The organism is Acidovorax sp. KPB24-07, from assembly GCF_057543315.1.
In genome coordinates, this window is sequence record NZ_BAAJYS010000046.1 from 1 (window position 1) to 21912 (window position 21912).

Annotated in this window: 19 protein-coding genes and 3 pseudogenes; 14 read left to right on the forward strand and 8 right to left on the reverse strand. The window is 65.2% G+C overall.

Annotated features, from left to right (window positions below; genetic code table 11):
• Positions 1 to 420 (forward strand): annotated as a pseudogene (locus AC27IQ_RS08115) (winged helix-turn-helix domain-containing protein); the annotation flags it as partial.
• A gap of 162 nt (positions 421 to 582) precedes the next feature.
• On the forward strand, positions 583 to 1734 hold the full coding sequence (locus AC27IQ_RS08120) for a pectate lyase family protein (RefSeq protein WP_487089153.1): 1152 nt from the start codon (positions 583 to 585) through the stop codon (positions 1732 to 1734).
• Between the two features lie 41 nt (positions 1735 to 1775).
• Here the strand turns inward: AC27IQ_RS08120 and AC27IQ_RS08125 are convergent, their stop codons facing one another.
• From AC27IQ_RS08125 to AC27IQ_RS08145, 5 genes are all read right to left on the reverse strand, one after another.
• The gene (locus AC27IQ_RS08125) at positions 1776 to 4949 is read right to left on the reverse strand and encodes a CusA/CzcA family heavy metal efflux RND transporter (RefSeq protein WP_487089154.1); all 3174 of its coding nucleotides are present in this window, start codon (positions 4947 to 4949) and stop codon (positions 1776 to 1778) included.
• A gap of 9 nt (positions 4950 to 4958) precedes the next feature.
• The gene (locus tag AC27IQ_RS08130) at positions 4959 to 6533 is read right to left on the reverse strand and encodes an efflux RND transporter periplasmic adaptor subunit (RefSeq protein ID WP_487089155.1); all 1575 of its coding nucleotides are present in this window, start codon (positions 6531 to 6533) and stop codon (positions 4959 to 4961) included.
• Positions 6534 to 6542: 9 nt separating this feature from the next.
• The gene (locus AC27IQ_RS08135; RefSeq protein WP_487089156.1) at positions 6543 to 7844 is read right to left on the reverse strand and encodes a TolC family protein; all 1302 of its coding nucleotides are present in this window, start codon (positions 7842 to 7844) and stop codon (positions 6543 to 6545) included.
• 105 nt (positions 7845 to 7949) lie between these two features.
• The gene (gene czcI, locus AC27IQ_RS08140) at positions 7950 to 8315 is read right to left on the reverse strand and encodes a cation efflux protein, CzcI family (protein ID WP_487089157.1); all 366 of its coding nucleotides are present in this window, start codon (positions 8313 to 8315) and stop codon (positions 7950 to 7952) included.
• A gap of 108 nt (positions 8316 to 8423) precedes the next feature.
• Complete coding sequence (locus AC27IQ_RS08145) at positions 8424 to 8753, reverse strand: DUF4148 domain-containing protein (RefSeq protein WP_487089158.1); 330 nt, start codon at positions 8751 to 8753, stop codon at positions 8424 to 8426.
• Between the two features lie 165 nt (positions 8754 to 8918).
• Between AC27IQ_RS08145 and AC27IQ_RS08150 the strand changes: the two are divergent.
• Together AC27IQ_RS08150 and AC27IQ_RS08155 are read left to right on the forward strand one after the other, a co-directional pair.
• Positions 8919 to 9597, forward strand: a pseudogene (locus AC27IQ_RS08150) (heavy metal response regulator transcription factor).
• Positions 9594 to 10931 (forward strand): heavy metal sensor histidine kinase, encoded by a 1338-nt coding sequence (locus tag AC27IQ_RS08155; protein ID WP_487089159.1) that lies wholly within the window; start codon positions 9594 to 9596, stop codon positions 10929 to 10931. The pseudogene AC27IQ_RS08150 and the gene AC27IQ_RS08155 overlap by 4 nt, the downstream one beginning before the upstream one ends.
• A gap of 58 nt (positions 10932 to 10989) precedes the next feature.
• On the opposite strand, the gene lipA is transcribed toward AC27IQ_RS08155, so the two are convergent.
• Genes lipA through AC27IQ_RS08170 form a run of 3 tightly spaced genes read right to left on the reverse strand, consistent with a single transcriptional unit; the run spans position 10990 to position 13005 of the window.
• Positions 10990 to 11970: a lipoyl synthase gene (gene lipA, locus AC27IQ_RS08160; RefSeq protein WP_284430974.1), complete on the reverse strand. Its 981-nt coding sequence runs from the start codon at positions 11968 to 11970 to the stop codon at positions 10990 to 10992.
• 13 nt (positions 11971 to 11983) lie between these two features.
• Entirely contained in the window at positions 11984 to 12685 is a 702-nt protein-coding gene (gene lipB, locus AC27IQ_RS08165) for a lipoyl(octanoyl) transferase LipB (protein ID WP_284430975.1), read from the reverse strand.
• A 5-nt stretch (positions 12686 to 12690) separates the two neighbouring features.
• The gene (locus tag AC27IQ_RS08170) at positions 12691 to 13005 is read right to left on the reverse strand and encodes a YbeD family protein (protein ID WP_317353625.1); all 315 of its coding nucleotides are present in this window, start codon (positions 13003 to 13005) and stop codon (positions 12691 to 12693) included.
• Between the two features lie 237 nt (positions 13006 to 13242).
• Here AC27IQ_RS08170 and AC27IQ_RS08175 point away from each other — a divergent pair, with 237 nt between their 5' ends.
• From AC27IQ_RS08175 to AC27IQ_RS08220, 10 genes and pseudogenes are all read left to right on the forward strand, one after another.
• Positions 13243 to 13710, forward strand: a complete 468-nt coding sequence (locus AC27IQ_RS08175; protein WP_487089160.1) for an ATP synthase subunit I — start codon at positions 13243 to 13245, stop codon at positions 13708 to 13710.
• A 21-nt stretch (positions 13711 to 13731) separates the two neighbouring features.
• Positions 13732 to 14610, forward strand: coding sequence for a F0F1 ATP synthase subunit A (gene atpB, locus AC27IQ_RS08180; RefSeq protein ID WP_487089161.1), 879 nt, complete (start codon positions 13732 to 13734; stop codon positions 14608 to 14610).
• 51 nt (positions 14611 to 14661) lie between these two features.
• Positions 14662 to 14910 (forward strand): F0F1 ATP synthase subunit C, encoded by a 249-nt coding sequence (gene atpE, locus AC27IQ_RS08185; protein WP_092745139.1) that lies wholly within the window; start codon positions 14662 to 14664, stop codon positions 14908 to 14910.
• Positions 14911 to 14944: 34 nt separating this feature from the next.
• Entirely contained in the window at positions 14945 to 15415 is a 471-nt protein-coding gene (locus AC27IQ_RS08190; RefSeq protein ID WP_272565779.1) for a F0F1 ATP synthase subunit B, read from the forward strand.
• Between the two features lie 11 nt (positions 15416 to 15426).
• Positions 15427 to 15969 (forward strand): F0F1 ATP synthase subunit delta, encoded by a 543-nt coding sequence (locus tag AC27IQ_RS08195; protein WP_272565778.1) that lies wholly within the window; start codon positions 15427 to 15429, stop codon positions 15967 to 15969.
• Positions 15970 to 16012: 43 nt separating this feature from the next.
• A complete protein-coding gene (atpA, locus tag AC27IQ_RS08200) occupies positions 16013 to 17566 on the forward strand; it encodes a F0F1 ATP synthase subunit alpha (protein ID WP_272565775.1) in 1554 nt (517 codons plus the stop codon).
• Between the two features lie 18 nt (positions 17567 to 17584).
• Positions 17585 to 18452 (forward strand): annotated as a pseudogene (gene atpG / locus AC27IQ_RS08205) (F0F1 ATP synthase subunit gamma).
• A 36-nt stretch (positions 18453 to 18488) separates the two neighbouring features.
• On the forward strand, positions 18489 to 19895 hold the full coding sequence (gene atpD / locus AC27IQ_RS08210; protein ID WP_284430978.1) for a F0F1 ATP synthase subunit beta: 1407 nt from the start codon (positions 18489 to 18491) through the stop codon (positions 19893 to 19895).
• 121 nt (positions 19896 to 20016) lie between these two features.
• Positions 20017 to 20433, forward strand: a complete 417-nt coding sequence (locus AC27IQ_RS08215; RefSeq protein WP_092745245.1) for a F0F1 ATP synthase subunit epsilon — start codon at positions 20017 to 20019, stop codon at positions 20431 to 20433.
• Between the two features lie 307 nt (positions 20434 to 20740).
• Positions 20741 to 21912 (forward strand): ligase-associated DNA damage response exonuclease (locus AC27IQ_RS08220; RefSeq protein WP_487089162.1); only part of this gene is annotated, 1172 nt, incomplete at its 3' end.

Below are 21912 nucleotides of genomic sequence, written 5' to 3' on the forward strand. Positions count from 1 at the left end.
GGGCGCCGACGACTACCTCACCAAGCCGTTCGGCACCGGCGAACTGCTGGCGCGTGTGCGCGCCAACCTGCGCCGCCCGCGCGCCGCCAGCGGCAACGGGCTCACCCCGGTGGCCGAGGAGCCCGTGTTCCGCTTCGGCGACATCGAGGTGGACCGGAACGCCCGGGTGGTTCGGCGCGGCCATGCCGAGGTGCACCTCACGCCCACCGAGTACCGCATGCTGTCCGTGCTGGTGGCCAATGCGGGCCGCGTGATCACGCAGCGGCAGCTGCTGCGCGAGGTATGGGGCCCATGCGTTCGGACCAGAACCACTACCTGCGCATCTACATGGGCCACCTGCGCCAGAAGCTGGAGGCCGACCCGGCCCAGCCCCGCCATCTGTTGACCGAGACCGGCGTGGGGTATCGGCTCGCGGTGTGAGCCCCGTATCCATGGGCTGAGTTCGCCTGTCCGGCAGGTGCTTCGGGTCGGTGCGACGGAGACAGTGCTGCACGTTGCCACAGTCACGGGTGAATGGCCGTCCCCGCGCCAGAGGGGCCGGGGTTCGTGGCGCTCTGTTTTTCCGATCTAAAGGACTCCATCGTGATTCAACGCTCTCTCGCTGCGCTCTTGATCGCCGCGCTTTCCGGCGCGGCACATGCCGACAACACCACCGACACGGCACCGCCCGACGGCTGGGCCAGCCAGGGCGGCGGCACCACGGGCGGCGCGGGCGCCACGGCGAAGTACCTGAGCAAGGTCAGTTCGCCATCCCAGTTGAATGCCGCGCTCAGCGCGGGCGGTGCCCAACCGAAAATCATCGTGGTGTATGGCACCATCGACATGGCCGCCGCGGACAACGGAGGGCCTTTCACCAGCCGGGCCGATCAGGCTGCGCGCAACCTCATCACGATTCCGAGCAACACCACGTTGATCGGGGCCGGAAGCGATGCCCGGATCGTCAACGCCTCGATCCTGATGAAGCGGATTTCCAACGTCATCCTGCGCAATCTGACCATCGTCGCTCCCTGCGATCTGTCGCCGGTCTGGAGCAGCGGCGAGGGGCGGTGGAACTCCGACTTCGATGCGGTCACGATCTACAGTTCGCAACGCATCTGGGTGGACCACAACCGGTTCACCGATGCGCCCGTCACCGACGATCAGGCACCCATCGAAAAGGGCCAGCCCCAGCAATGCCACGACGGTGCGCTGGACGTGATCCACGCGAGCGACTACGTGACGGTGTCCAACAACGTGTTCGACCGGCACGACAAAACCCATCTGGTGGGCGCCTCGGACAGCAGCACCGACGAGGAGGGCCATCTCACGGTGACCTTCCACCACAACCTCTACAGCCAGGTCGTGGAGCGCGCGCCTCGCGTGCGCTACGGCAGGGTCCACGTGTACAACAACTACTACACCGGCAGCAAATCGGACGCGCCCTACAAGCACAACTACAGCCTGGGCGTGGGCTACAAGGCGCAGATCCTCTCGGAGAACAACGTGTTCGAAGTGCCCGGCGCGGCCACCTGCGCCGATGTGGTGAAGAACCCTGGTGCGGCTTCCAAGACGGGCGCCATCCGCGATACCGGGTCGCTGCTCAACGGCGCTGCGCTCGGTCTCGCAGCCCAATGCGGCTTTGCTGCGGCGGGCTGGACCATTCCTTATGCGGGCGGATACACCCTGGACGCCGCCTCGAGCGTCAAGGCGAAAGTGCTGTCCAACGCAGGCCCCGGCAAGCTGACGGTGAACTGAGCGAGGCCCGCCGGCCCGCAGAGGCCGGCAGGCGGGCGTGCTCAGGCCGCAGACGGCAAGTGGGCGGCGGCTTGGGCAACCTCTTCTTCGCTGCGCCGGTGCACGATCCGGTACAGCAGCGGCAGCACCAGCAGCGTGAGCGCGGTCGAGGACAGGATGCCGCCGATGACCACCGTCGCCAGCGGCCGCTGCACCTCCGCTCCGGTGCCGGTGGCAATGGCCATGGGAACGAAGCCCAGCGATGCCACCAGCGCCGTCATGAGCACGGGCCGCAATCGGGTGAGCGCCCCCTCCCGGATGGCGGCGTCCAGCGGCATGCCGCCTTCGCGCAGGCCGCGGATGAAGGAGATCATCACCAGCCCGTTCAGCACGGCGACGCCCGACAGCGCGATGAATCCGACCGCGGCCGAGATCGAAATCGGGATGTCGCGCAGCCACAGTGCCACGATGCCGCCGGTGAGGGCGAACGGGATGCCGGTGAACACGACCAGCCCGTCCTTCACATTGCCGAACATGGCGAACAGCAGCGTGAAGACCAGCAGCAGCGCGACCGGCACGACCACCTGCAGGCGTTGGGTGGCCGACTGCAGGTTTTCATACTGGCCGCCCCACGCGGTCCAGTAGCCCGCCGGGATCTGGACCGCCTGCATGGCCTGTTCCGCTTCGGCCACGAAGGAGCCCAGGTCCCGGCCCCGCACGTTGGCACTCACGACGATGCGGCGTTTTCCGTCCTCCCGGCTGACCTGGTTGGGGCCCGGTGCCAACTGCAGCGTGGCCACTTCGCTCAGCGGGATGAAGCGGGCGCGGGCGTCTGCGGCGTCGCCGCTGCGAGGCAGTGCGACCGGCAGCCGCTGGATGGCCTCCAGGTCGGTCCGGATGTGCTCGGGCAGCCGCACGAGGATGCCGAAGCGCCGGTCGCCTTCGAAAAGGGTGCCGGCCTCGCGCCCGCCCACGGCAATCGACACGGCCTCCTGGACATCGCCCACATTCAGTCCGTAGCGGGCGGTCTTGGCGCGGTCGATGTTCACCGTCAGCACCGGCAGGCCGCTCGTCTGCTCCACCTTGACCTCGGTGGCCCCATCGATTCGGTTGAGCACTTCGGCGACCTTCTGGGCGGTCTGGTCGAGCACGGCCATGTCGTCGCCGAAGATCTTCACCGCCACATCGCTGCGCACGCCGGAGATGAGTTCATTGAACCGCAACTGGATGGGCTGCGAGAACTCGTAGTTGTTGCCCGGCAGTTGCTCCACCTCGGCCTGGATGGCCGCAAGGAGCTGTTCGCGCGACCGGGCCGGTGCAGGCCAAGTGTCCTGCGGCTTGAGCATGATGTAGGCATCCGAGATGTTGGGCGGCATCGGGTCCGACGCGATCTCGGCCGTTCCGGTGCGGGCAAAAACCCGCTCGATCTCGGGAAACTTCGCCTTCAGCGTGCTCTCCAGTTGCTGCTGCATCGCCACCGACTGCGACAGGCTGGTGCCGGGAATGCGCAACGCCTGCATAGCGAAATCGCCCTCGCCCAGGCTGGGCGCGAACTCGGTGCCCAGGCGCGTTGCCAGCAGGCCGGACAGCAGCACGGCCGCGAGCGCCAATGCGATGACCACGGGCTTGGCGCCCATGGCGCGGTCCAGCAGCGGCGCGTAGGCGCGGCGGGCCCCGCCCATGAGCCGGTTTTCCTTCTCGCCCACCGTCTTGCCGATAAACAGCGCGACGGCGGCAGGAATGAAGGTGACCGACAGCACCATCGCACCGACCAGCGCGATGACCACCGTGAACGCCATCGGATGGAACAGCTTGCCCTCCACCCCCGTGAGCGCGAAGATCGGCAGGTACACGATCATGATGATGAGTTGGCCGAACAGCAGCGGCCGCCGTGCTTCCTGCGACGCAGCGAACACCTCGTGAAAACGCTCCGCCCGCGTCAGCGGCCGGCCCTTGTGCTGCTGTGCGTGGGCCAGGCGCCGCACGCAGTTCTCCACGATCACCACCGCGCCGTCGATGATGATGCCGAAGTCCAGCGCACCCAGGCTCATCAGGTTGGCACTGACCTTCTGGTTCACCATGCCGGTGAAGGTGAACAGCATCGAAAGCGGGATGACCATGGCCGTGATCAACGCCGCGCGGATGTTCCCCAGGAAGAGGAACAGGATCACGATCACCAGCACCGCGCCCTCGAAGAGGTTCTTCTTCACGGTGGCGATGGCTTTGTCCACGAGCACCGTGCGGTCGTACACCGTCACCGCATGCACGCCGGCGGGCAGGGTCCGGTTGATCTCCTTCATCTTGCGGTCCACGGCCTGGGAGACCGTGCGGCTGTTCTCGCCGATGAGCATGAACACCGTGCCCAGAACGACCTCTCGGCCGTTGTCGGTGGCGGCGCCGGTGCGCAGTTCCTTGCCCAGCCCGACCTCGGCCACATCCCTGACGCGCAGCGGCGCGCCGCCCGCATTGCCGAGGATGACGTTGCGCAGGTCGTCCATCGACTGCACTTGCCCGGGAGCGCGGATCAGGTACTGCTCACCGCGGCGCTCGATGTACCCGGCTCCCACGTTCGCGTTGTTGCGTTCGAGCGCGGTGACCAGATCCCCCATCGTGAGGCCATGCGCCAGCAGCTTGTCGGGGCTGGGTGCGATCTGGTACTCCTTGGCATACCCACCGATCGAATTGATCTCGGTCACGCCGGGCACGTTGCGCAGTTGCGGCTTGATGATCCAGTCCTGGATCTCGCGCAGGTCCGTGGAGGTGTAGGGTTGCCCGTCCGGCTTGCGGGCCCCGTCCTGGGCTTCCACCGTCCAAAGGTAGATTTCCCCCAGGCCTGTCGATATGGGGCCGATGACCGGGTGAACGCCTTCCGGCATCTGGCCGCGGGCCGACTGGATGCGCTCGTTCACGAGTTGCCGCGCGAAGTAGATGTCGGTGCCGTCCTGGAAGATCACGGTCACCTGCGACAGCCCGTAGCGCGACAGCGAGCGGGTCTGCTGCAGCCCGGGCAGCCCCGCCATGACGGTCTCCACGGGAAAGCTCACGCGCTGCTCCACTTCCAGGGGGGAGTAGCCGGGCGCTGCGGTGTTGATCTGCACCTGGACGTTGGTGATGTCCGGCACGGCATCGATGGGCAGCTTTTGGTAGCTGTAGAGGCCCAGGGCTGCCATGCCGAGCACGGCCAGCATCACGAGCCAGCGCTGCGCGATGGAAAACTGAATGACACGTTCAAACATGGTCCACCTTCAGTGCGAGTGCGACGCCGAGCTCTTGCCCTGCTGGGATTTCACGACGAAGCTGCCTGCCGCGGCATAGGCCGTACCGGCTGCCAACCCTTTGACGATCTCGACCCGCTGGCCATCCGTGCGGCCCAGTTGCACCGCCTGGGCAATGAAGCCGCCTTCGGCCCGGATGAAGACCACGGTCTTGTCATCGACGGTCTGCACCGCATCGGTTCGCACGGTGACCGGCGGTGTCGCTTCGGACGACACCAATTCGACCTCCACGAACAATCCGGGCCGCCAGACCTTCTGGGGATTCGCCACCGCCACGCGGGCCGTGGCCATGCGCGTCTGCGCGCCGATCAGGGCGCCGACATAGGAGACCTCGCCCTCCGCCTTCGCATCGAACGCGGTGGAGCGCACGGTCACCCGTTCGCCCACGCGCACCAACGGCAAGTGTTGCGCGGCCACGCTGATTTCGGCCCACACGGTGGACAGGTCGGATAGGGTGAAGACATTGGCGTCCTCCTTTACGGATTCGCCCAGCGACAGGTGCTTTTCGACCACCATGCCGTCGAAGGGTGCGCGCAGTTCATAGCGGCCCAGGGCCGATGCGGCAGGCATGGCACCGATGGCAGAGAGCTTCTGCTGTGCATTGGCGACCGCGATCTGCGCTTCGCGCAGAGACTGCTGCGCCTGCAGGTAGTCCTGCTCCGGCGCGATTTTTTCCTCCCACAGCTTCTTCTCGCGCTCGTACGTGGTCCGGGCCAGTTCGGCCCGGCGCTGTGCGGTCTGCAGCTCGCTGCGCTGCTCCGACAGCGCCGGGCTCGACAGCACGGCCAGCACCTGCCCCTTGCGGACCTGTTGTCCGAGCTGGGCCGAGACGCTTTCCACCACACCCGCCAGCCGCGGCACCACGTGGGCCGTGCGGTCCTCGTTGAATTTGATTTCGCCCGGCAACTGCAGCGTGGCACGGATGCGCGCCGGTCCCGCGGTGTCGATCGCTATGCCGGCGGCCTTGGCCTGCGCCTCCGTCAGGGGAATTTTTCCTTCCGCCTGCTGCAGCGTGAAGGTGTGTGCACTGCCATCCTTCTGGATGGAGAGGACGATCTCGAACACATGCGGCTCCTCGATGGCCTGTACGCTCTTCAATCCCTCGCCATCGGCGGTGAACGACAGCGTTTCCCGTTCCCCTCCCGGTCGCGTCAGCGTGGCGGACAACTGGGCGGCATCCGCTTTCACCGGCTTGCCTTGCTCGGAAAGCCAGACTGCGAGATGCGGGGTGCCGCCGTCTTCCGACACTTTTGCCTCAAGGCTGAAGCCGTCTTCCGTGAAGCGCTGGCCACCATGCGGTCCTTTGGCCGCTTCCTCCTCTGCATGGGCATCCTGGCTGGCGCTTTTCTCACCGGGGGAGCCATGGGACGTTTCCTCCGCATGGGACGCATGGCCATCTGCCTCGGCATGGCCGCCCGGGGAGGCGGCGGGGCTGCCCCGCAGGATCAGGGCGCCGGCGATCAGCGTGACCACCAGGATGGCGGCCACCACCCACCATTGGCGCTTGCCGGCTTTGCCGGTCGATGGGTTCAGTCGTTGGTTCATGGTGGTCTTTCAGCGGGCAAATGAAATGGGGGAGGGCAGGTCGTCGCCGGCATGCCCCAGCAAGCGGTCCAGGTCGCTGGCGGCGCGGTGCGCGGCGGCCAGGGCGCGCAGCGTCTGCGTGCGCACCTGCAGCAGCGTGCGCTGCGCATCGAGGGCTTCCAGAAAACTGAACTTGCCCAGTTCGAACCCTTTGGTCGCGGCCTGGTAGGCGCTCTCCGCGCCGGGAAGGGCGTCGCGCTGCAGTGTTTCGGCCTCGATGCGCGACGCATGGAGGGTCTCCAATGCCGCCGCCGCTTCGGAGGCCGTGCGCAGTTCGGTGGACAGCAGTTCGTCGCGTGCCTGCTGCTCGCGGCTCAACGCTTCGGCCAGGTTGCCCTGGTTGGTGTCGAAAATGGGCAGGGGAATGGACACGCCCACCACCCACTGGTTTCCGCCCACGTCGGGGCTTCGCTTGCTGCCCAGCGTCACTGCGATGTCGGGCACCCGCTTGGCCTGCTCCAGGGCCGTCAGCGCACTGCGCCGATCGACTTCCAGCCGTGCCTGAACCAAAGAGGGTGCGCCAGGCATCCGCTGCTCGATCTCCAGGCTGGACGGTGGGGTGGGCAAGGCATCGAGCTGTCCCACGGCATGGGCGAAGGCGGGCTTCGGATTGCCCCACAGCGCGGCCAGTTGCTGCCTTGCGGTTCGCAGGGCGCCCTCGGCCTGCAAACGCTCCACCTGCACGCCGGACTCGGCCACCTTGGCCTTCGTTTCCTCCAGTGGCGAGACCTTGCCGGCAGCCACCCGGTTGGCCGCGGCATGCACCGCCCGCTGTGCCAGCGTGACCGAGTCCTGGGCCAGGCGGACGCGCTCCTGCGCGGCCAGGACTTCGAAGAAGGCGGTGATCACGCCCGCGCGAAGCTCTGATCGGCGTGCCAGGGCGGCGGCGGCGGCCTGGTCCCGCGCCCGCTCGGCGGCTGTGATGCGGGCGGCTCGCTTGCCGCCCAGCTCGATCGGCTGGCTGATCTGCACGGTCGTCGTGCGGCGTTCCTGCCGCAGGTCCTCCACCGTGGTCTCCAGCACAGGATTGGGCCGTGCGCCCGCCTGCCGGATGGCAGCATCCGCCGCATCGCGCGCACGCGCCACGGCAGACAGGTCGGGATTGTTCTGCCATGCCAGTGCCACCGCGGTGGCAAGGCTCAAGGGCTCGGACGATTCCACGGTGCGTGGCTGCACCGTGGACGAGGGGGGAAGTGGGGTGGTCTGGCTGTGCGAAAAGACCGGAAATGCCGCGAAAGCCATGGCGGCCAGCGACACAAAATGCCTGTGCATCGAATTCTCCTGGGTTGCAACAACAACGGGCGGATGAATTCGGCGAGAGTTCTCAGCGAAGGGCTGTGATCAAAGAGGGAAGGCCGTGCCGTGTCTCTCGCCGAATCAGGCGAGCGCTGGCCAGGCAGGGCGCGTGGGAATGCCTCCCACGTGGGAGCGATAGGACTCGGTGAAGGGCGCGGGGCGCGCGGCGGGCCCGGCCGTGGCCGCTACGTTGGCGGTATGGGCCAGGGGCTGCACCGTGCAGGTGTGGCAGGTCAGGCAATCATTGTCCGGACCTCCCGGCAAGGGGTCCGAGGGCGTGTCGGTGTCTTGTGCCGACGCACTGGTTGCGGCGACGTGGTGGTGTTCGTGGTGCCCGAAATGCGAGGCGCTGGCATGGCTTTCGTGCTGACAATAGCCTGCGGCGGCCGCCCAGCTCAGCTGGAACGGCATCGCGAAAAGCAAAAGGATCATCAGCCAGCGGCGCATCGGGCGGCAGTATATCGGTGGGCCGCAAGGGCCTGGCACGGGGCTGGGCATTGCCCAAAGTCTCCGGGTGGACAGGCGCCTTGCATTGGCATGGGTGCAGAGGCAGGCTCAATGGTCGCCATAGCGCAGCAGGTTGCCCTTGGCGGCGCGCTCGGCCTCCAGGCGCACTTGCTCGCGTGTCAGCGCGCTCGGGGCATTGGCCTCCTTGCGGGGCACCTCCAGGCCCCACTGCATGGCCACCAGGGTGCCGTCGGTGCGGGCGTTGGCCAGCTCCGACAGGACCTGCGCCCGCGACTTTGCCTGGGCGGCATGCTGCGGATGCACGGTGTAGCCGGCTTCGGTGGGCGCGCTGTGCAAGGTGCTGGCCGCCGAAGCGCTCAAGGGCACCCATGCAGCCGACATGGCGGCGAACAGAAAAACGGCGGGGGAACGGGTCATGGTCAATCTCCTGGGTTGGGCATCCGGCCCGAACCGCCGGACCGGGATGCAGCCGAACGTTGTGCCGGCGTGAAGTCACTGTAAAAACCCAGTCGGCCGATTCACCGACGACAAGATGACGAATTCGTCATCTTTCAATCGGTCCCCGGGCGATACGATGGCCCGATGCGCATACTGGTCATCGAAGACGAGCCCAAGCTGGGCGATTACGTCAAAAAAAGGCTTGGAAGAAAACGGCTACGTAGTGGACATTGCCAGGGACGGCATCCAGGGCCGGTACCTCGCCACGCAGGGCGATTACTCGGTCGTCCTGCTCGACGTGATGCTGCCCGGGGTGGATGGTTTCGGCGTGCTGGCCGCCATTCGGCAGGGCAAGGACGTGCCCGTATTGATGGTCACGGCCCGCGATCAGGTCGAGGATCGCGTCAGGGGTCTGCAGCAGGGCGCCGACGACTATCTGGTCAAGCCCTTCGCGTTCTCCGAACTGCTGGCGCGGGTGCAGGCCCTGCAGCGCAGGGGGCCGCTGCAGGAGCATACCGTGCTGAAGCTGGCCGACCTGGAGCTTGATCTGGTTGCACGCAAATGCCATCGTGAAGGCGTGCGGATCGACCTGACCGCCAAGGAGTTCGCCTTGCTCGCCTTGCTGATGCGCCGCCAGGGGCGCGTGCTATCTCGAACGACGCTCGCCGAACAAGTGTGGGACATGCACTTCGACAGCGAAACCAATGTGGTGGAGGTGGCCGTGCGACGCCTGCGCAGCAAGCTGGACGATCCGTTTGCGCGACGGCTCTTGCACACGGTGCGCGGAATGGGTTACGTCTTGGAGGATCGGGAACCGCCATGAGTCCTTTCCCGTCATCGATACAGCGTCGGCTGTCCGTTTGGCTGGCCCTGCAGACGCTGATTGGCCTCAGCGTGCTCTGCGTCTCCGTCTATGTCATCACGGCGTGGAATTTTCGACAGAAGGCACAGGAAGAACTGGACCAGCAGGCGCGACTGGTATCCCATCTGCTGAACGAGCGCAGCCAAGGGGGCGGGGTGCTGTCCTTGCAGCACAAGCTGGAAGATTATTTTTCCTCCCATGGCAACGTGAGCGTGTCCATCGGCCGCGATGGCGCGCAGTTGTTCAGTTCTACCCCGGCCACTTCGGGCGAATGGGTCTGGGCCGATCACCGGGTGGCACCGCACGACAGCGGCTCCCCCTTCAACGTGCGCATTGGCATCGACACCACGCAGGACGCGCGCCTTCTGCGCCGGCTGGGCGGGACGCTGGCCTTGGCCGTGGTGCTGGGCACGCTGCTGGTCTCGCTGACGGGGATGCTGCTCGTGCGCCATGGCCTTCGGCCGCTGCACAAGTTGGCAGAGCGAACCGCCCGCATCACGCCGGACGCTGCCAGTGCACCCATCGATCCCCTCGAATTTGCCCAGGAGCTTCGCCCCTGGATCGCGCAATTCAATGCGCTCATGGCCCGGGTCGAACAGGCCTATTCGCAGTCCAAGGCCTTCAATGCCGATGTGGCCCACGAGTTGCGCACGCCCCTGGCGAACCTCATTGCCTCGGCGGAGGTCGAGCTGGCCCGCCCCCGCTCCGCCCAGGACATGCAGTCGCTGTTGGTGTCGAACCTGGAAGAGATCCGGCGGCTCTCGGGCATCGTGGCCGACATGTTGTTTCTGTCGCGGGCCGATCGTGGAGAGTCCTTGCGCTCACGGCAGCCGGCCCGCCTTGCAGAGCAAGCCTGCGCCGTGCTGGAGTTCCATGAAGCCTCGCTGGAGGAGGCTGGATTGCGGGCCACTGTTGTGGGCGACGCCACCGCCGCGGTGGACGTGCCGCTGGTGCGCCGTGCCCTGTCCAACCTGTTGGGCAATGCCATCCGCTATGCGGCGAAGGACTCCACCATTGTTGTGGCCATCCGACCATGGCGCGACGGCGCGGAGATCGCCGTTGAAAATCAGGGACTTGGTATTGCGCCAGAGGCGCTCAGCAGGCTGTTCGAACGCTTTTTCCGGGCAGCATCGGCACGCGATGGTTCGGACCAGCATCACGGCCTGGGATTGGCCATCGTGGACGCCATTGCGCGAATGCACGGCGGAAAAACCTTTGCCAGCTGCACGGCGCAGGTCACGCGCATCGGCTTCACCGTCAGTGCATCGACCACAGAACCGCCCGCAACGTCCTGATTTGCAGGGTTCGACCGGGAGGGGCCTACCGTTCTTCCCTGCGGCAACCCGGCCCGGGCTACACGCCGGCCGCGTGCGCCTGCTGGTCTGCGTGGTAGCTGGAGCGAACCATCGCACCCACCGCCGCGTGGCTGAAACCCATTTCGTAGGCCTTTTCCTCAAACATCTTGAACGTGTCCGGGTGCACATAGCGGCGCACCGGCAGATGGCTGTTGGAGGGCGAGAGGTACTGGCCGATGGTCAGCATGTCGATGTCATGCGCGCGCATGTCGGCCATGACCTGGAGGATCTCCTCGTCCGTCTCGCCCAGGCCCACCATGATGCCGCTCTTGGTCGGAACACCAGGGTGCAGTGCCTTGAATTTCTTGAGCAGGTTCAGGCTGAACTGGTAGTCGCTGCCGGGCCGGGCTTCCTTGTACAGGCGTGGCGCCGTCTCCAGGTTGTGGTTCATCACGTCGGGTGGCGCGGCCTTGAGGATCTCCAGCGCGCGGTCATCCCGTCCGCGGAAGTCTGGCACGAGGATCTCGATCTGGGTGTTGGGGGAGAGCGTGCGGATGTGCTGGATGCACTCCACGAAGTGCCCGCTGCCGCCATCGCGCAGATCGTCGCGGTCCACACTGGTGATCACAACGTACTTCAGCCGCAGCTGTGCGATGGTCTTGGCCAGGTTCAGCGGCTCGTCCTTGTCCAGCGGGTCGGGCCGGCCATGCCCCACGTCGCAGAACGGGCAGCGGCGCGTGCACTTGTCGCCCATGATCATGAACGTGGCCGTTCCCTTGCCGAAGCATTCGCCAATGTTGGGGCAACTGGCTTCCTCGCACACCGTGTGCAGCTTGTTCTCGCGCAGGATGTCCTTGATCTCGTAGAAGCGCGTGGTGGGGCTGCCCGCCTTCACCCGGATCCACTCGGGCTTCTTGAGCACTTCGCCTTGCTCGACCTTGATCGGAATGCGCGACAGCTTGGCGGCTGCCTTCTGCTTGGCCAGCGGGTTGTAGGCAGCGGTGGTTTGCGCTTCGCGCACGACTTCAGGAGTGCTCATGGCAGGGTAGTGGTCAGGGGGCCAGGCGAATGGCGAGCTGCTGGCTCAGCACTTCGGCGGCTTCTTCCCAGGTGGTGTGGACCCCGATTGTAGAAAGGTCCACCGTTTGCAACCCTGCGTAGCCACAAGGGTTGATGCGCGAGAAGGGTTCCAGGTCCATGTCCACGTTGAGTGCCACGCCGTGGTAGGTGCAATGGCGCGACACCTTGATGCCCAATGCGGCAATCTTGCCCAGCCCGGTGAAGTCAGGGGCGTCATGGGCTTGCGTGGCTGGCAGACCCTCGGCCTTGCGTGGCCGCTGTGGCAGTTGGGCATGGCCTCCCGGGTCATCCAGGCGCACGTAGATGCCCGGGGCCCCGCCCACGCGGTGCCCGGTGATGCCGAAATGGGCCAGCGTCCGGATCACCGCTTCCTCGATGCGGTAGACGTATTCCTTGACGAAATAACCGGCGCGCTGCAGATCCAGCAACGGATAGGCCACGACCTGCCCCGGGCCATGGAAAGTCACCTGCCCGCCCCGATTGGTGGCGACGATGGGAATGTCGCCAGAGGCCAGCACATGGTCGGCCTTGCCGGCCAGCCCCTGCGTGTAGAGGGGCGGGTGCTGGCAGATCCACAGCGCATCGGGAGTCTGGGACGTACGCTCCTGCGTGAAAGCCTGCATGCCCTGCAGCGTCTCCCGATAGTCCACGAGGCCCAGGTGGCGAATCTCCATGGGATTTAGAGCACCACCTTGACCATCGGATGCGAGGACAGCGCCCGGTACAGGTCATCGAGTTGTTCGCGGCTGGTGGCTGTGATCGTGATGGTGACGCCTAGGTAGTTGCCGGCGCGGCTGTCGCGCAGTTCGATGGTCGACGCGTCGAAGGTCGGGTCGAAGCGGTGCGCCAGTTCCGTCACCGCGTGGACGAATCCATCCACTTTCTGGCCCATGACCTTGATGGGGAACGACGAGGGGTACTCGATGAGCGAATCCTTGCGGGGATCGGTCGCGGACGGGACGTCTGATGGGAGCACGGAAGGGGGCTGTGTCATGGCGATGGTCTATAAACGGCGGGCTTTGTGCCATTTTGAACGGGTTCGGGGCCGGCAATCTTTCGGCCGAAGTCTGCACCGCGATAGGGCGGTTCACGTTGGCCGGTCACCACAACGGAGCGCGCGTGCGCACACTTTCATACCGGCCTGAGAGGTCATTGCCGGATGAAAGTGGTTTTTACTTATAATCAGGGGCTTTGTGAAAGTTTCGGTCTGTAAAGTGGGCGTCATTCCTCAATGAAAACAAACGCTCCCGACCACGAAACTGAGGCTGAAGATTCCGACTTCAAGCCCCTGTCAGCCGAAGAGGCTGCGCAGTGGCGCCTCCGGCATCCGCGGATCTCCGTGTGGCGAATCGTCTGGGGTCAGGCGTTCTTCGGAGCACTGGCTGCCCTGGTGGCATGGCTGGTTTCCGGCAAGCCCACTGTGGCTTGGTCCACGGGGTATGGCGCACTGGCGGTGGTGATTCCCGCGGCCTTGTTCGCGCGGGGCATGGCCCGGCATCAAATTTCCGCGGGAGGTGCGATGGCTGGCCTGTTCGGGTGGGAGTTGGTCAAGATTGCAATGACCGTTGCCATGCTGGCGGCGGCGCCCCGGCTGGTTCCGGGGCTGAGTTGGCTGGCATTGCTGGCCGGCATGGTAGTGACGATGAAAACGTACTGGATCGCCCTCATGGTGCGGCCCGGTGTCCGAAAAACCGATTGATATTGATAGAAGAGTTGTCCGATGGCCGCAGAAGCGCATGCACCGACTGCCAGTGAATACATCGTTCACCACTTGCAGCATCTCCAGAACATCAAGCAGAAGTCCATTGTCGATTTCTCCGTGGTGAACTTCGATTCCGTGATCGTGGGTTTGGTTCTCGGTTTCATCGCACTTTTTGTCTTCTGGCGTGCCGCCCGCACGGCCACCTCCGGCGTGCCGGGTCGCTTCCAGGCTGCAGTGGAGATCCTGGTCGAGATGGTGGACAACCAGGCCAAGGCCAACATCCACAACGCCGAAAGCCGCAAGTTCATCGCTCCCCTGGCGCTGACCGTGTTCGTCTGGATCTTCCTGATGAATGCCATGGACATGCTGCCGGTCGATCTGCTGCCCGCGATCTGGGCCCAGATCTACGGTGCCGCCGGCCATGATCCGCACCATGCCTACCTGCGCGTGGTGCCCACCGCCGATCTCTCCACCACCCTCGGTCTGTCGTTCGCAGTGCTGGTGCTTTGCCTGTACTACAGCGTGAAGATCAAGGGCATGGGCGGCTGGGCGCATGAGCTGGTCACCGCGCCGTTCGGCACCAGCAAGAATCCCGTCTTCGCCCTGATCCTGGGCGTGGTCAATCTGCTCATGCAGATCATTGAATACATTGCCAAGACCGTGTCGCATGGCATGCGGCTGTTCGGCAACATGTACGCTGGTGAGTTGGTGTTCATGCTGATTGCCCTAATGGGCGGTGCTGCTGCCATGTCGCTTTCCGGTGTGTTGCTCCCTCTGGGGCACATCATTGCAGGCTCGATCTGGGCGATCTTCCACATCCTGGTGATCACCCTGCAGGCCTTCATTTTCATGATGCTTGCGCTGATCTATCTCGGCCAGGCGCATGAAGCTCACTGATCCTTTCCCTTTCTTTTTCAACCTTCCTTTCTTTTCATCCTAGGAGTCATCATGGAAAACGTTCTCGGTCTCGTCGCTCTGGCTTGTGGTCTGATCGTGGGTCTCGGCGCTATCGGCGCTTCGATCGGCATCGCACTGATGGGTGGCAAGTACCTCGAAGCGTCCGCTCGCCAGCCTGAGCTGATCAATGAACTGCAAACCAAGATGTTCATCTTGGCCGGTCTGATCGACGCCGCCTTCCTGATCGGCGTGGCCATCGCTCTGCTGTTCGCTTTCGCCAACCCCTTCGTCCTGGCCTAAGCTCCGTTCAACGCCCAACTAGAAAGGTGTTGCCGTGAGTATCAACGCGACCCTGTTCGTTCAGGCCATCGTCTTTCTGATCCTGGTGCTGTTCACGATGAAGTTCGTGTGGCCCCCGATCGCGAAGGCACTGGACGAGCGAGCCCAGAAAATCGCCGATGGCCTCGCTGCCGCCGACCGTGCCAAATCCGAATTGACCGCTGTGAACCAGCGCGTCGAGAAGGAACTGGCCCAGACGCGCAACGAAACGGCATCGCGTATTGCGGACGCCGAGCGCCGCGCTCAGGCCATCATCGACGAGGCCAAGGCCCGTGCGACCGAGGAAGGCAACAAGATCGTCGCCGCTGCCCGCGCAGATGCCGAGCAGCAGTCGATCCAGGCCCGTGAAGCCCTGCGCGAGCAGGTCGCTGCGCTGGCCGTCAAGGGCGCCGAGCAGATTCTCCGCAAGGAAGTCAATGCTGGCGTCCACGCCGACCTGCTGAACCGCCTGAAGACCGAGCTGTAAGGAGCGCGCACATGGCAGAACTCGCCACCATTGCCCGCCCTTACGCGGAAGCCCTGTTCAAGGCCAGCACGTCCCAGCCGGGTGCCGACCTGAACGGCACCGTGGCCTGGGTGGAAGAAGTGGCGGCGATTGCCGCCAATCCTCAGCTGCGCCAACTGGCGGACAACCCCAAGGTGACCTCCGAACAGGTGTTCGACGTCATCACGGGCGTGGTTCGTGGCGCGCTGCCCGAGGCAGCCCGCAACTTCCTGCGTGTCATCATCGAGAACGGCCGTGTGGACGCGCTTCCCGAGGTGGCGGCCCAGTTCCGCGCGCTGGTGAATCGGCGCAACGGCTCTTCCGATGCCGTGGTATTCAGTGCTTTTGCGCTGGACGCCGCCGCGTTGGCCGGCCTGGACGCGGTGCTTGAAAAGCGCTTCGGCCGCAAGCTGAATGTCTCGGTACAGGTGGACGAATCCCTGATCGGCGGCGTTCGCGTAGTCGTGGGAGACGAGGTGCTCGACACCTCCGTCAAAGCCCGTCTGGAACAAATGAAAGCGGCCCTCACTGCGTAAGCGGCTTGAGGTCTCGGCTAACCAAAGAAAGAAGGAAAGAGTCATGCAACTCAATCCCGCAGAAATTTCTGAACTGATCAAGAGCCGCATCGAAGGTCTGGCAGCCAGCAGCGACATCCGCAACCAGGGCACCGTGGTGTCCGTGTCCGACGGTATCGTGCGCGTGCACGGCCTGTCCGACGTGATGCAGGGCGAAATGCTGGAGTTCCCCGCCAACAAGGACGGTGCGCCTTCCTACGGCCTGGCGCTGAACCTCGAGCGCGACTCCGTCGGTGCCGTGATTCTGGGCGAGTACGAGCACATCTCCGAAGGCGACACCGTCAAGTGCACGGGCCGCATTCTGGAAGTGCCCGTGGGCCCCGAACTCGTGGGCCGCGTGGTGAACGCGCTGGGCCAGCCGATCGACGGCAAGGGTCCCATCAACGCCAAGCTCACCGACGTGATCGAAAAGGTCGCTCCGGGCGTGATCGCCCGTAAATCGGTGGACCAGCCCCTGCAGACCGGCCTGAAGTCCATCGACTCCATGGTGCCCGTGGGCCGTGGCCAGCGCGAGCTGATCATCGGTGACCGCCAGACCGGCAAGACGGCCGTCGCCATCGACGCCATCATTGCCCAGAAGGGCCAGGGCGTGACGTGTATCTACGTCGCCATTGGCCAGAAGGCATCGTCCATCAAGAACGTCGTGCGCTCGCTGGAGCAGGCCGGCGCGATGGAATACACGATCGTGGTGGCCGCTTCGGCTTCCGAGTCCGCCGCCATGCAATACGTGTCGGCCTACTCCGGCTGCACGATGGGCGAGTACTTCCGCGACCGCGGCGAAGACGCGCTGATCGTCTATGACGACCTGTCCAAGCAAGCCGTGGCCTACCGCCAGGTTTCGCTGCTCCTGCGCCGCCCGCCAGGCCGCGAAGCCTACCCCGGCGACGTGTTCTATCTCCACAGCCGCCTGCTGGAGCGTGCCGCCCGCGTGAACGCCGACTACGTCGAAGCCTTCACCAAGGGTGAAGTCAAGGGCAAGACCGGTTCGCTGACCGCACTGCCGATCATCGAAACGCAGGCCGGCGACGTGTCCGCCTTCGTTCCGACCAACGTGATCTCGATCACGGACGGCCAGATCTTCCTGGAAACCAGCCTGTTCAACGCCGGTATCCGCCCCGCTATCAACGCCGGTATTTCCGTGTCGCGCGTCGGTGGTGCGGCCCAGACCAAGATCATCAAGAGCCTGTCCGGCGGTATCCGTACCGACCTGGCCCAGTACCGGGAACTGGCTGCGTTCGCGCAGTTCGCTTCCGACCTGGACGAAGCCACCCGCAAGCAGCTGGACCGCGGTGCCCGCGTGACCGAACTGCTCAAGCAAGCCCAGTACAGCCCGCTGCCCATCTCGTTGATGGGTGCGACGCTGTTCGCGGTGAACAAGGGCTTCATGGACGACATCGAAGTCAAGAAGGTGCTCGAGTTCGAACACGGCCTGCACCAGTTCCTGAAGTCCAGCCACGGCCCTCTGCTGGCCAAGCTGGAACAGGCGAAGGCCATGGACAAGGACGCTGAAGCCGAATTGACCGCCGCCATCGGCGCGTTCAAGAAGTCGTTCGCCTAAACCGAACGAGGAATCATCATGGCAGCAGGCAAGGAAATACGCGGCAAGATCAAATCGGTGGAAAACACCAAGAAGATCACCAAGGCCATGGAAATGGTGGCCGCGTCCAAGATGCGCAAGGCGCAAGAGCGGATGCGCTCGGCCCGTCCTTACAGCGAGAAGATCCGCAACATCGCCGCCAACCTCGGCAAGGCCAATCCGGAGTACGTTCATCCTTTCATGAAGGAAAACGATGCCAAGGTGGCCGGTGTCATCGTGGTGACGACCGACAAGGGCCTGTGTGGCGGCATGAACACCAACGTGTTGCGTGCCGTGACCACCAAGCTGCGCGAGTTGCAGTCTGCTGGCGTGTCCACCGAGGCCGTGGCCATTGGCAACAAGGGCCTGGGTTTCCTGAACCGCGTCGGTGCCAAGGTGGTTTCGCATGTCACCGGTCTGGGCGACACCCCGCATCTGGACAAGCTGATCGGCCCCGTGAAGGTGCTGCTCGACGCTTATGCCGAAGGCAAGATCAACGCGGTGTACCTGGGGTACACCAAGTTCATCAACACCATGCGGCAGGAGTCGGTGGTGGAGCGTCTGCTCCCCCTGTCTTCCTCGCAGATGGAAGCGGAGAAGACGGAGCACGGCTGGGACTACATCTATGAGCCCGATGCGCAGAGCGTCATCGACGAGCTGCTGCTGCGCTATGTCGAATCCCTGATCTACCAGGCCGTGGCAGAAAACATGGCCTCCGAGCAGTCCGCGCGCATGGTGGCCATGAAGGCTGCCACCGACAACGCAGGCAGCGTCATCGGCGAGTTGAAGCTGGTCTACAACAAAAACGCGCCAGGCAGCGATCACGAAAGAGCTTTCGGAAATCGTGTCCGGCGCTGCTGCTGTGTAAACAGACAGCTCAACCCACATTTATTTGGAGCAAAAAATGGCTCAAGTGCAAGGCAAGATTGTTCAATGTATCGGCGCCGTGGTGGACGTGGAGTTCCCGCGCGACCAGATGCCCAAGATTTACGACGCCCTGAAGCTCGACGGTTCCACCCTGACGCTGGAAGTGCAGCAGCAGCTGGGCGACGGCATTGTGCGCACCATCGCCCTGGGCTCGTCCGATGGCCTGCGCCGCGGCATCTTGGTGACCAACACCGGCAACCCCATCACCGTGCCCGTGGGCAAGGCGACCCTGGGCCGCATCATGGACGTGCTGGGCGCGCCCATCGACGAGCGCGGTCCGGTCAGCCAGGACCTCACGGCCTCCATCCACCGCAAGGCTCCCGCGTACGACGAACTGTCGCCTTCGCAGGAGCTGCTGGAAACCGGCATCAAGGTGATCGACCTGGTGTGCCCGTTCGCCAAGGGCGGCAAGGTGGGCCTGTTCGGCGGCGCCGGCGTGGGCAAGACCGTGAACATGATGGAACTCATCAACAACATCGCCAAGGCCCACAGCGGTCTGTCGGTGTTCGCAGGGGTGGGCGAGCGGACCCGTGAAGGGAACGACTTCTATCACGAGATGGCCGATTCCGGCGTGGTGAATCTCGAGAAGCTCGAAGAGTCCAAGGTGGCCATGGTCTACGGCCAGATGAACGAGCCCCCAGGCAACCGCCTGCGTGTCGCGCTGACCGGTCTGACGATCGCCGAGTCGTTCCGCGACGAAGGCCGCGACGTGCTGTTCTTCGTGGACAACATCTACCGCTACACGCTGGCCGGTACCGAAGTGTCCGCACTGCTGGGCCGCATGCCTTCCGCCGTGGGCTACCAGCCCACGCTGGCCGAAGAAATGGGCCGCCTGCAAGAGCGCATCACGTCCACCAAAGTGGGCTCGATCACCTCCATCCAGGCCGTGTACGTGCCAGCGGATGACTTGACCGACCCATCGCCCGCCACGACGTTCGCCCACTTGGACTCCACCGTGGTGCTGTCGCGTGACATCGCTTCCTTGGGGATCTACCCTGCCGTGGACCCGCTGGACTCCACCAGCCGCCAGCTCGACCCGCAAGTCGTGGGCGAAGAGCACTATGCGGTGGCCCGCGGTGTGCAAGGCACGCTGCAGCGCTACAAGGAACTGCGCGACATCATCGCCATTCTGGGCATGGACGAACTGGCTCCCGAGGACAAGCTGGCCGTGGCCCGCGCCCGGAAGATCCAGCGTTTCCTGTCGCAGCCGTTCCACGTGGCCGAAGTGTTCACGGGCTCGCCCGGCAAGTACGTGCCCCTGTCCGAAACCATCCGTGGTTTCAAGATGATCGTGGCCGGCGAGTGCGATCACCTGCCCGAGCAGGCGTTCTACATGGTCGGCACGATCGACGAAGCCTTCGAAAAGGCCAAGAAGGTCGCGTAAGGCGGCGCGATCGGCGGCCTGCCATGGGTGAGCGTGCCGTGCGGGTGCTTCCAGGCACCTGCGGCGCGCTGACCGGACAGACTGCCGATCTCCAGCTTTCCCGACTTTTGGAAGGAACCCCATGAACACCATTCACGTCGATGTCGTCAGCGCCGAAGAGTCCATCTTCTCCGGCGAAGCGCGGTTCGTCGCTCTGCCCGGCGAAGCCGGTGAACTGGGCATCTACCCCCGCCACACCCCGCTGATCACCCGCATCAAGCCCGGCTCGGTGCGCATCGAGATGGCCGATGGCGGCGAAGAGTTCGTCTTCGTGGCCGGTGGCATTCTGGAAGTGCAGCCCCACCGCGTGACGGTGCTGTCCGATACCGCGGTGCGCGGCAAGGACCTGGATGACGAGAAGGCCAATCAGGCCAAGGCCGCGGCCGAAGAAGCCGTCAAGAACGCCAAGAGCGAACTCGACCTGGCCAAGGCGCAATCGGAACTGGCCGTGATGGCCGCGCAGATCGCTGCGCTGCGCAAGTTCCGCCAAAAGCGCTGACCGAACGACGGCCTGCCTGCCGTCTGCGACAAAGCCGCCCTCTGGCGGCTTTTTTCATGGCCGCGATGAATGAGGCAAAAAGGGCCGTGCAGGCGGGCTCGGGGCGGGCGGCCGGGGCGCGCCGTCAGCACGGTAGGCGCCGGCTGACACGGGCATGCGGCGTTCCGCACCCGGGCGAAAGAGGGGTGGGCGATAGCATTCGGCATGCAAGCGCACACAGCACTTCCTTCTACGCACGGCGCATTGGGCGACGGGGTCAGACAGGTCGCCCGTAGGCGCTTCTCCCCTTTCGCGAAAGACACCGGACATGGCGCGCGGTGACGTCGATCTGATCGTCGCGCGCCCCGAAGGCCTGTACTGCACCGCGGGCGATTTCTACATCGACCCCTGGCGGCCGGTGGAGCGGGCGGTCATCACGCACGGCCATTCGGACCATGCGCGCGTGGGCCACGCCCATTACCTCGCCCATACCGACAGCGAGGGCGTCCTGCGGGCCCGGCTGGGCGCCGACATCGCCTTGCAGACGCTGGCCTATGGCGAGGCCATCGAACACCACGGCGTGCGCCTGTCGCTGCACCCCGCCGGCCATGTGCTCGGCTCCGCCCAGGTGCGGCTGGAGCACGGCGGGCGGGTGTGGGTCGCCTCGGGCGACTACAAGACCGAGGCCGACGGCACCTGCACCCCGTTCGAGCCGGTGCGCTGCGACACCTTCATCACCGAATCCACTTTCGGCCTGCCCATCTACCGCTGGCCCACGCAGCCGGTGCTGTTCGCCGACATCGATGCCTGGTGGCGCGCCAATGCCGCGCAGGGCCGGCCTTCGGTGCTGCTGTGCTATGCCTTCGGCAAGGCGCAGCGCATCCTGCACGGCGTGGATCGCAGCATCGGGCCGATCGTGGTGCATGGCGCAGTGGAGCCGCTCAACGCCGTGTACCGCGCGGCCGGCGTGGACCTGCCGCCCACCTTTCGCGTGACCGACCCGGGGGTGGATGCCCAAATGCTCAAGACCGCGCTGGTTCTGGCCCCACCGTCCGCCCAGGGCACGCCGTGGATGCGCCGCTTCGCCCGCCATGCCGATGCATTCGCCAGCGGCTGGATGCAGTTGCGCGGCACGCGCCGCCGCCGGGGCGTGGACCGCGGGTTCGTGATGTCGGACCATGCGGACTGGCCCGGCCTGCAGCGGGCGATCGGGGCCACCGGGGCCGAACGCGTTTTCGTGACCCATGGCAGCGTGGCGGTGCTAGTGCGCTGGCTGTGCGAACAGGGGCTGGATGCGCAATCGTTCCACACGGAATACGGCGATGAGGACGACCAGGAAGCCGCCCCCACACCGGCCGTGCCGGTGCCAGCGCAGGCCGATGAGGCCGTGGACGCGGGCCGTGCCGCGCAGGCGGCCACGCCCGCGATCGCCCAGCCCGGTGGAGACGCATCCCCGGTGATCGACGGTGCGCCGTCTGCCCCGCCACCGTCCGATGCCAG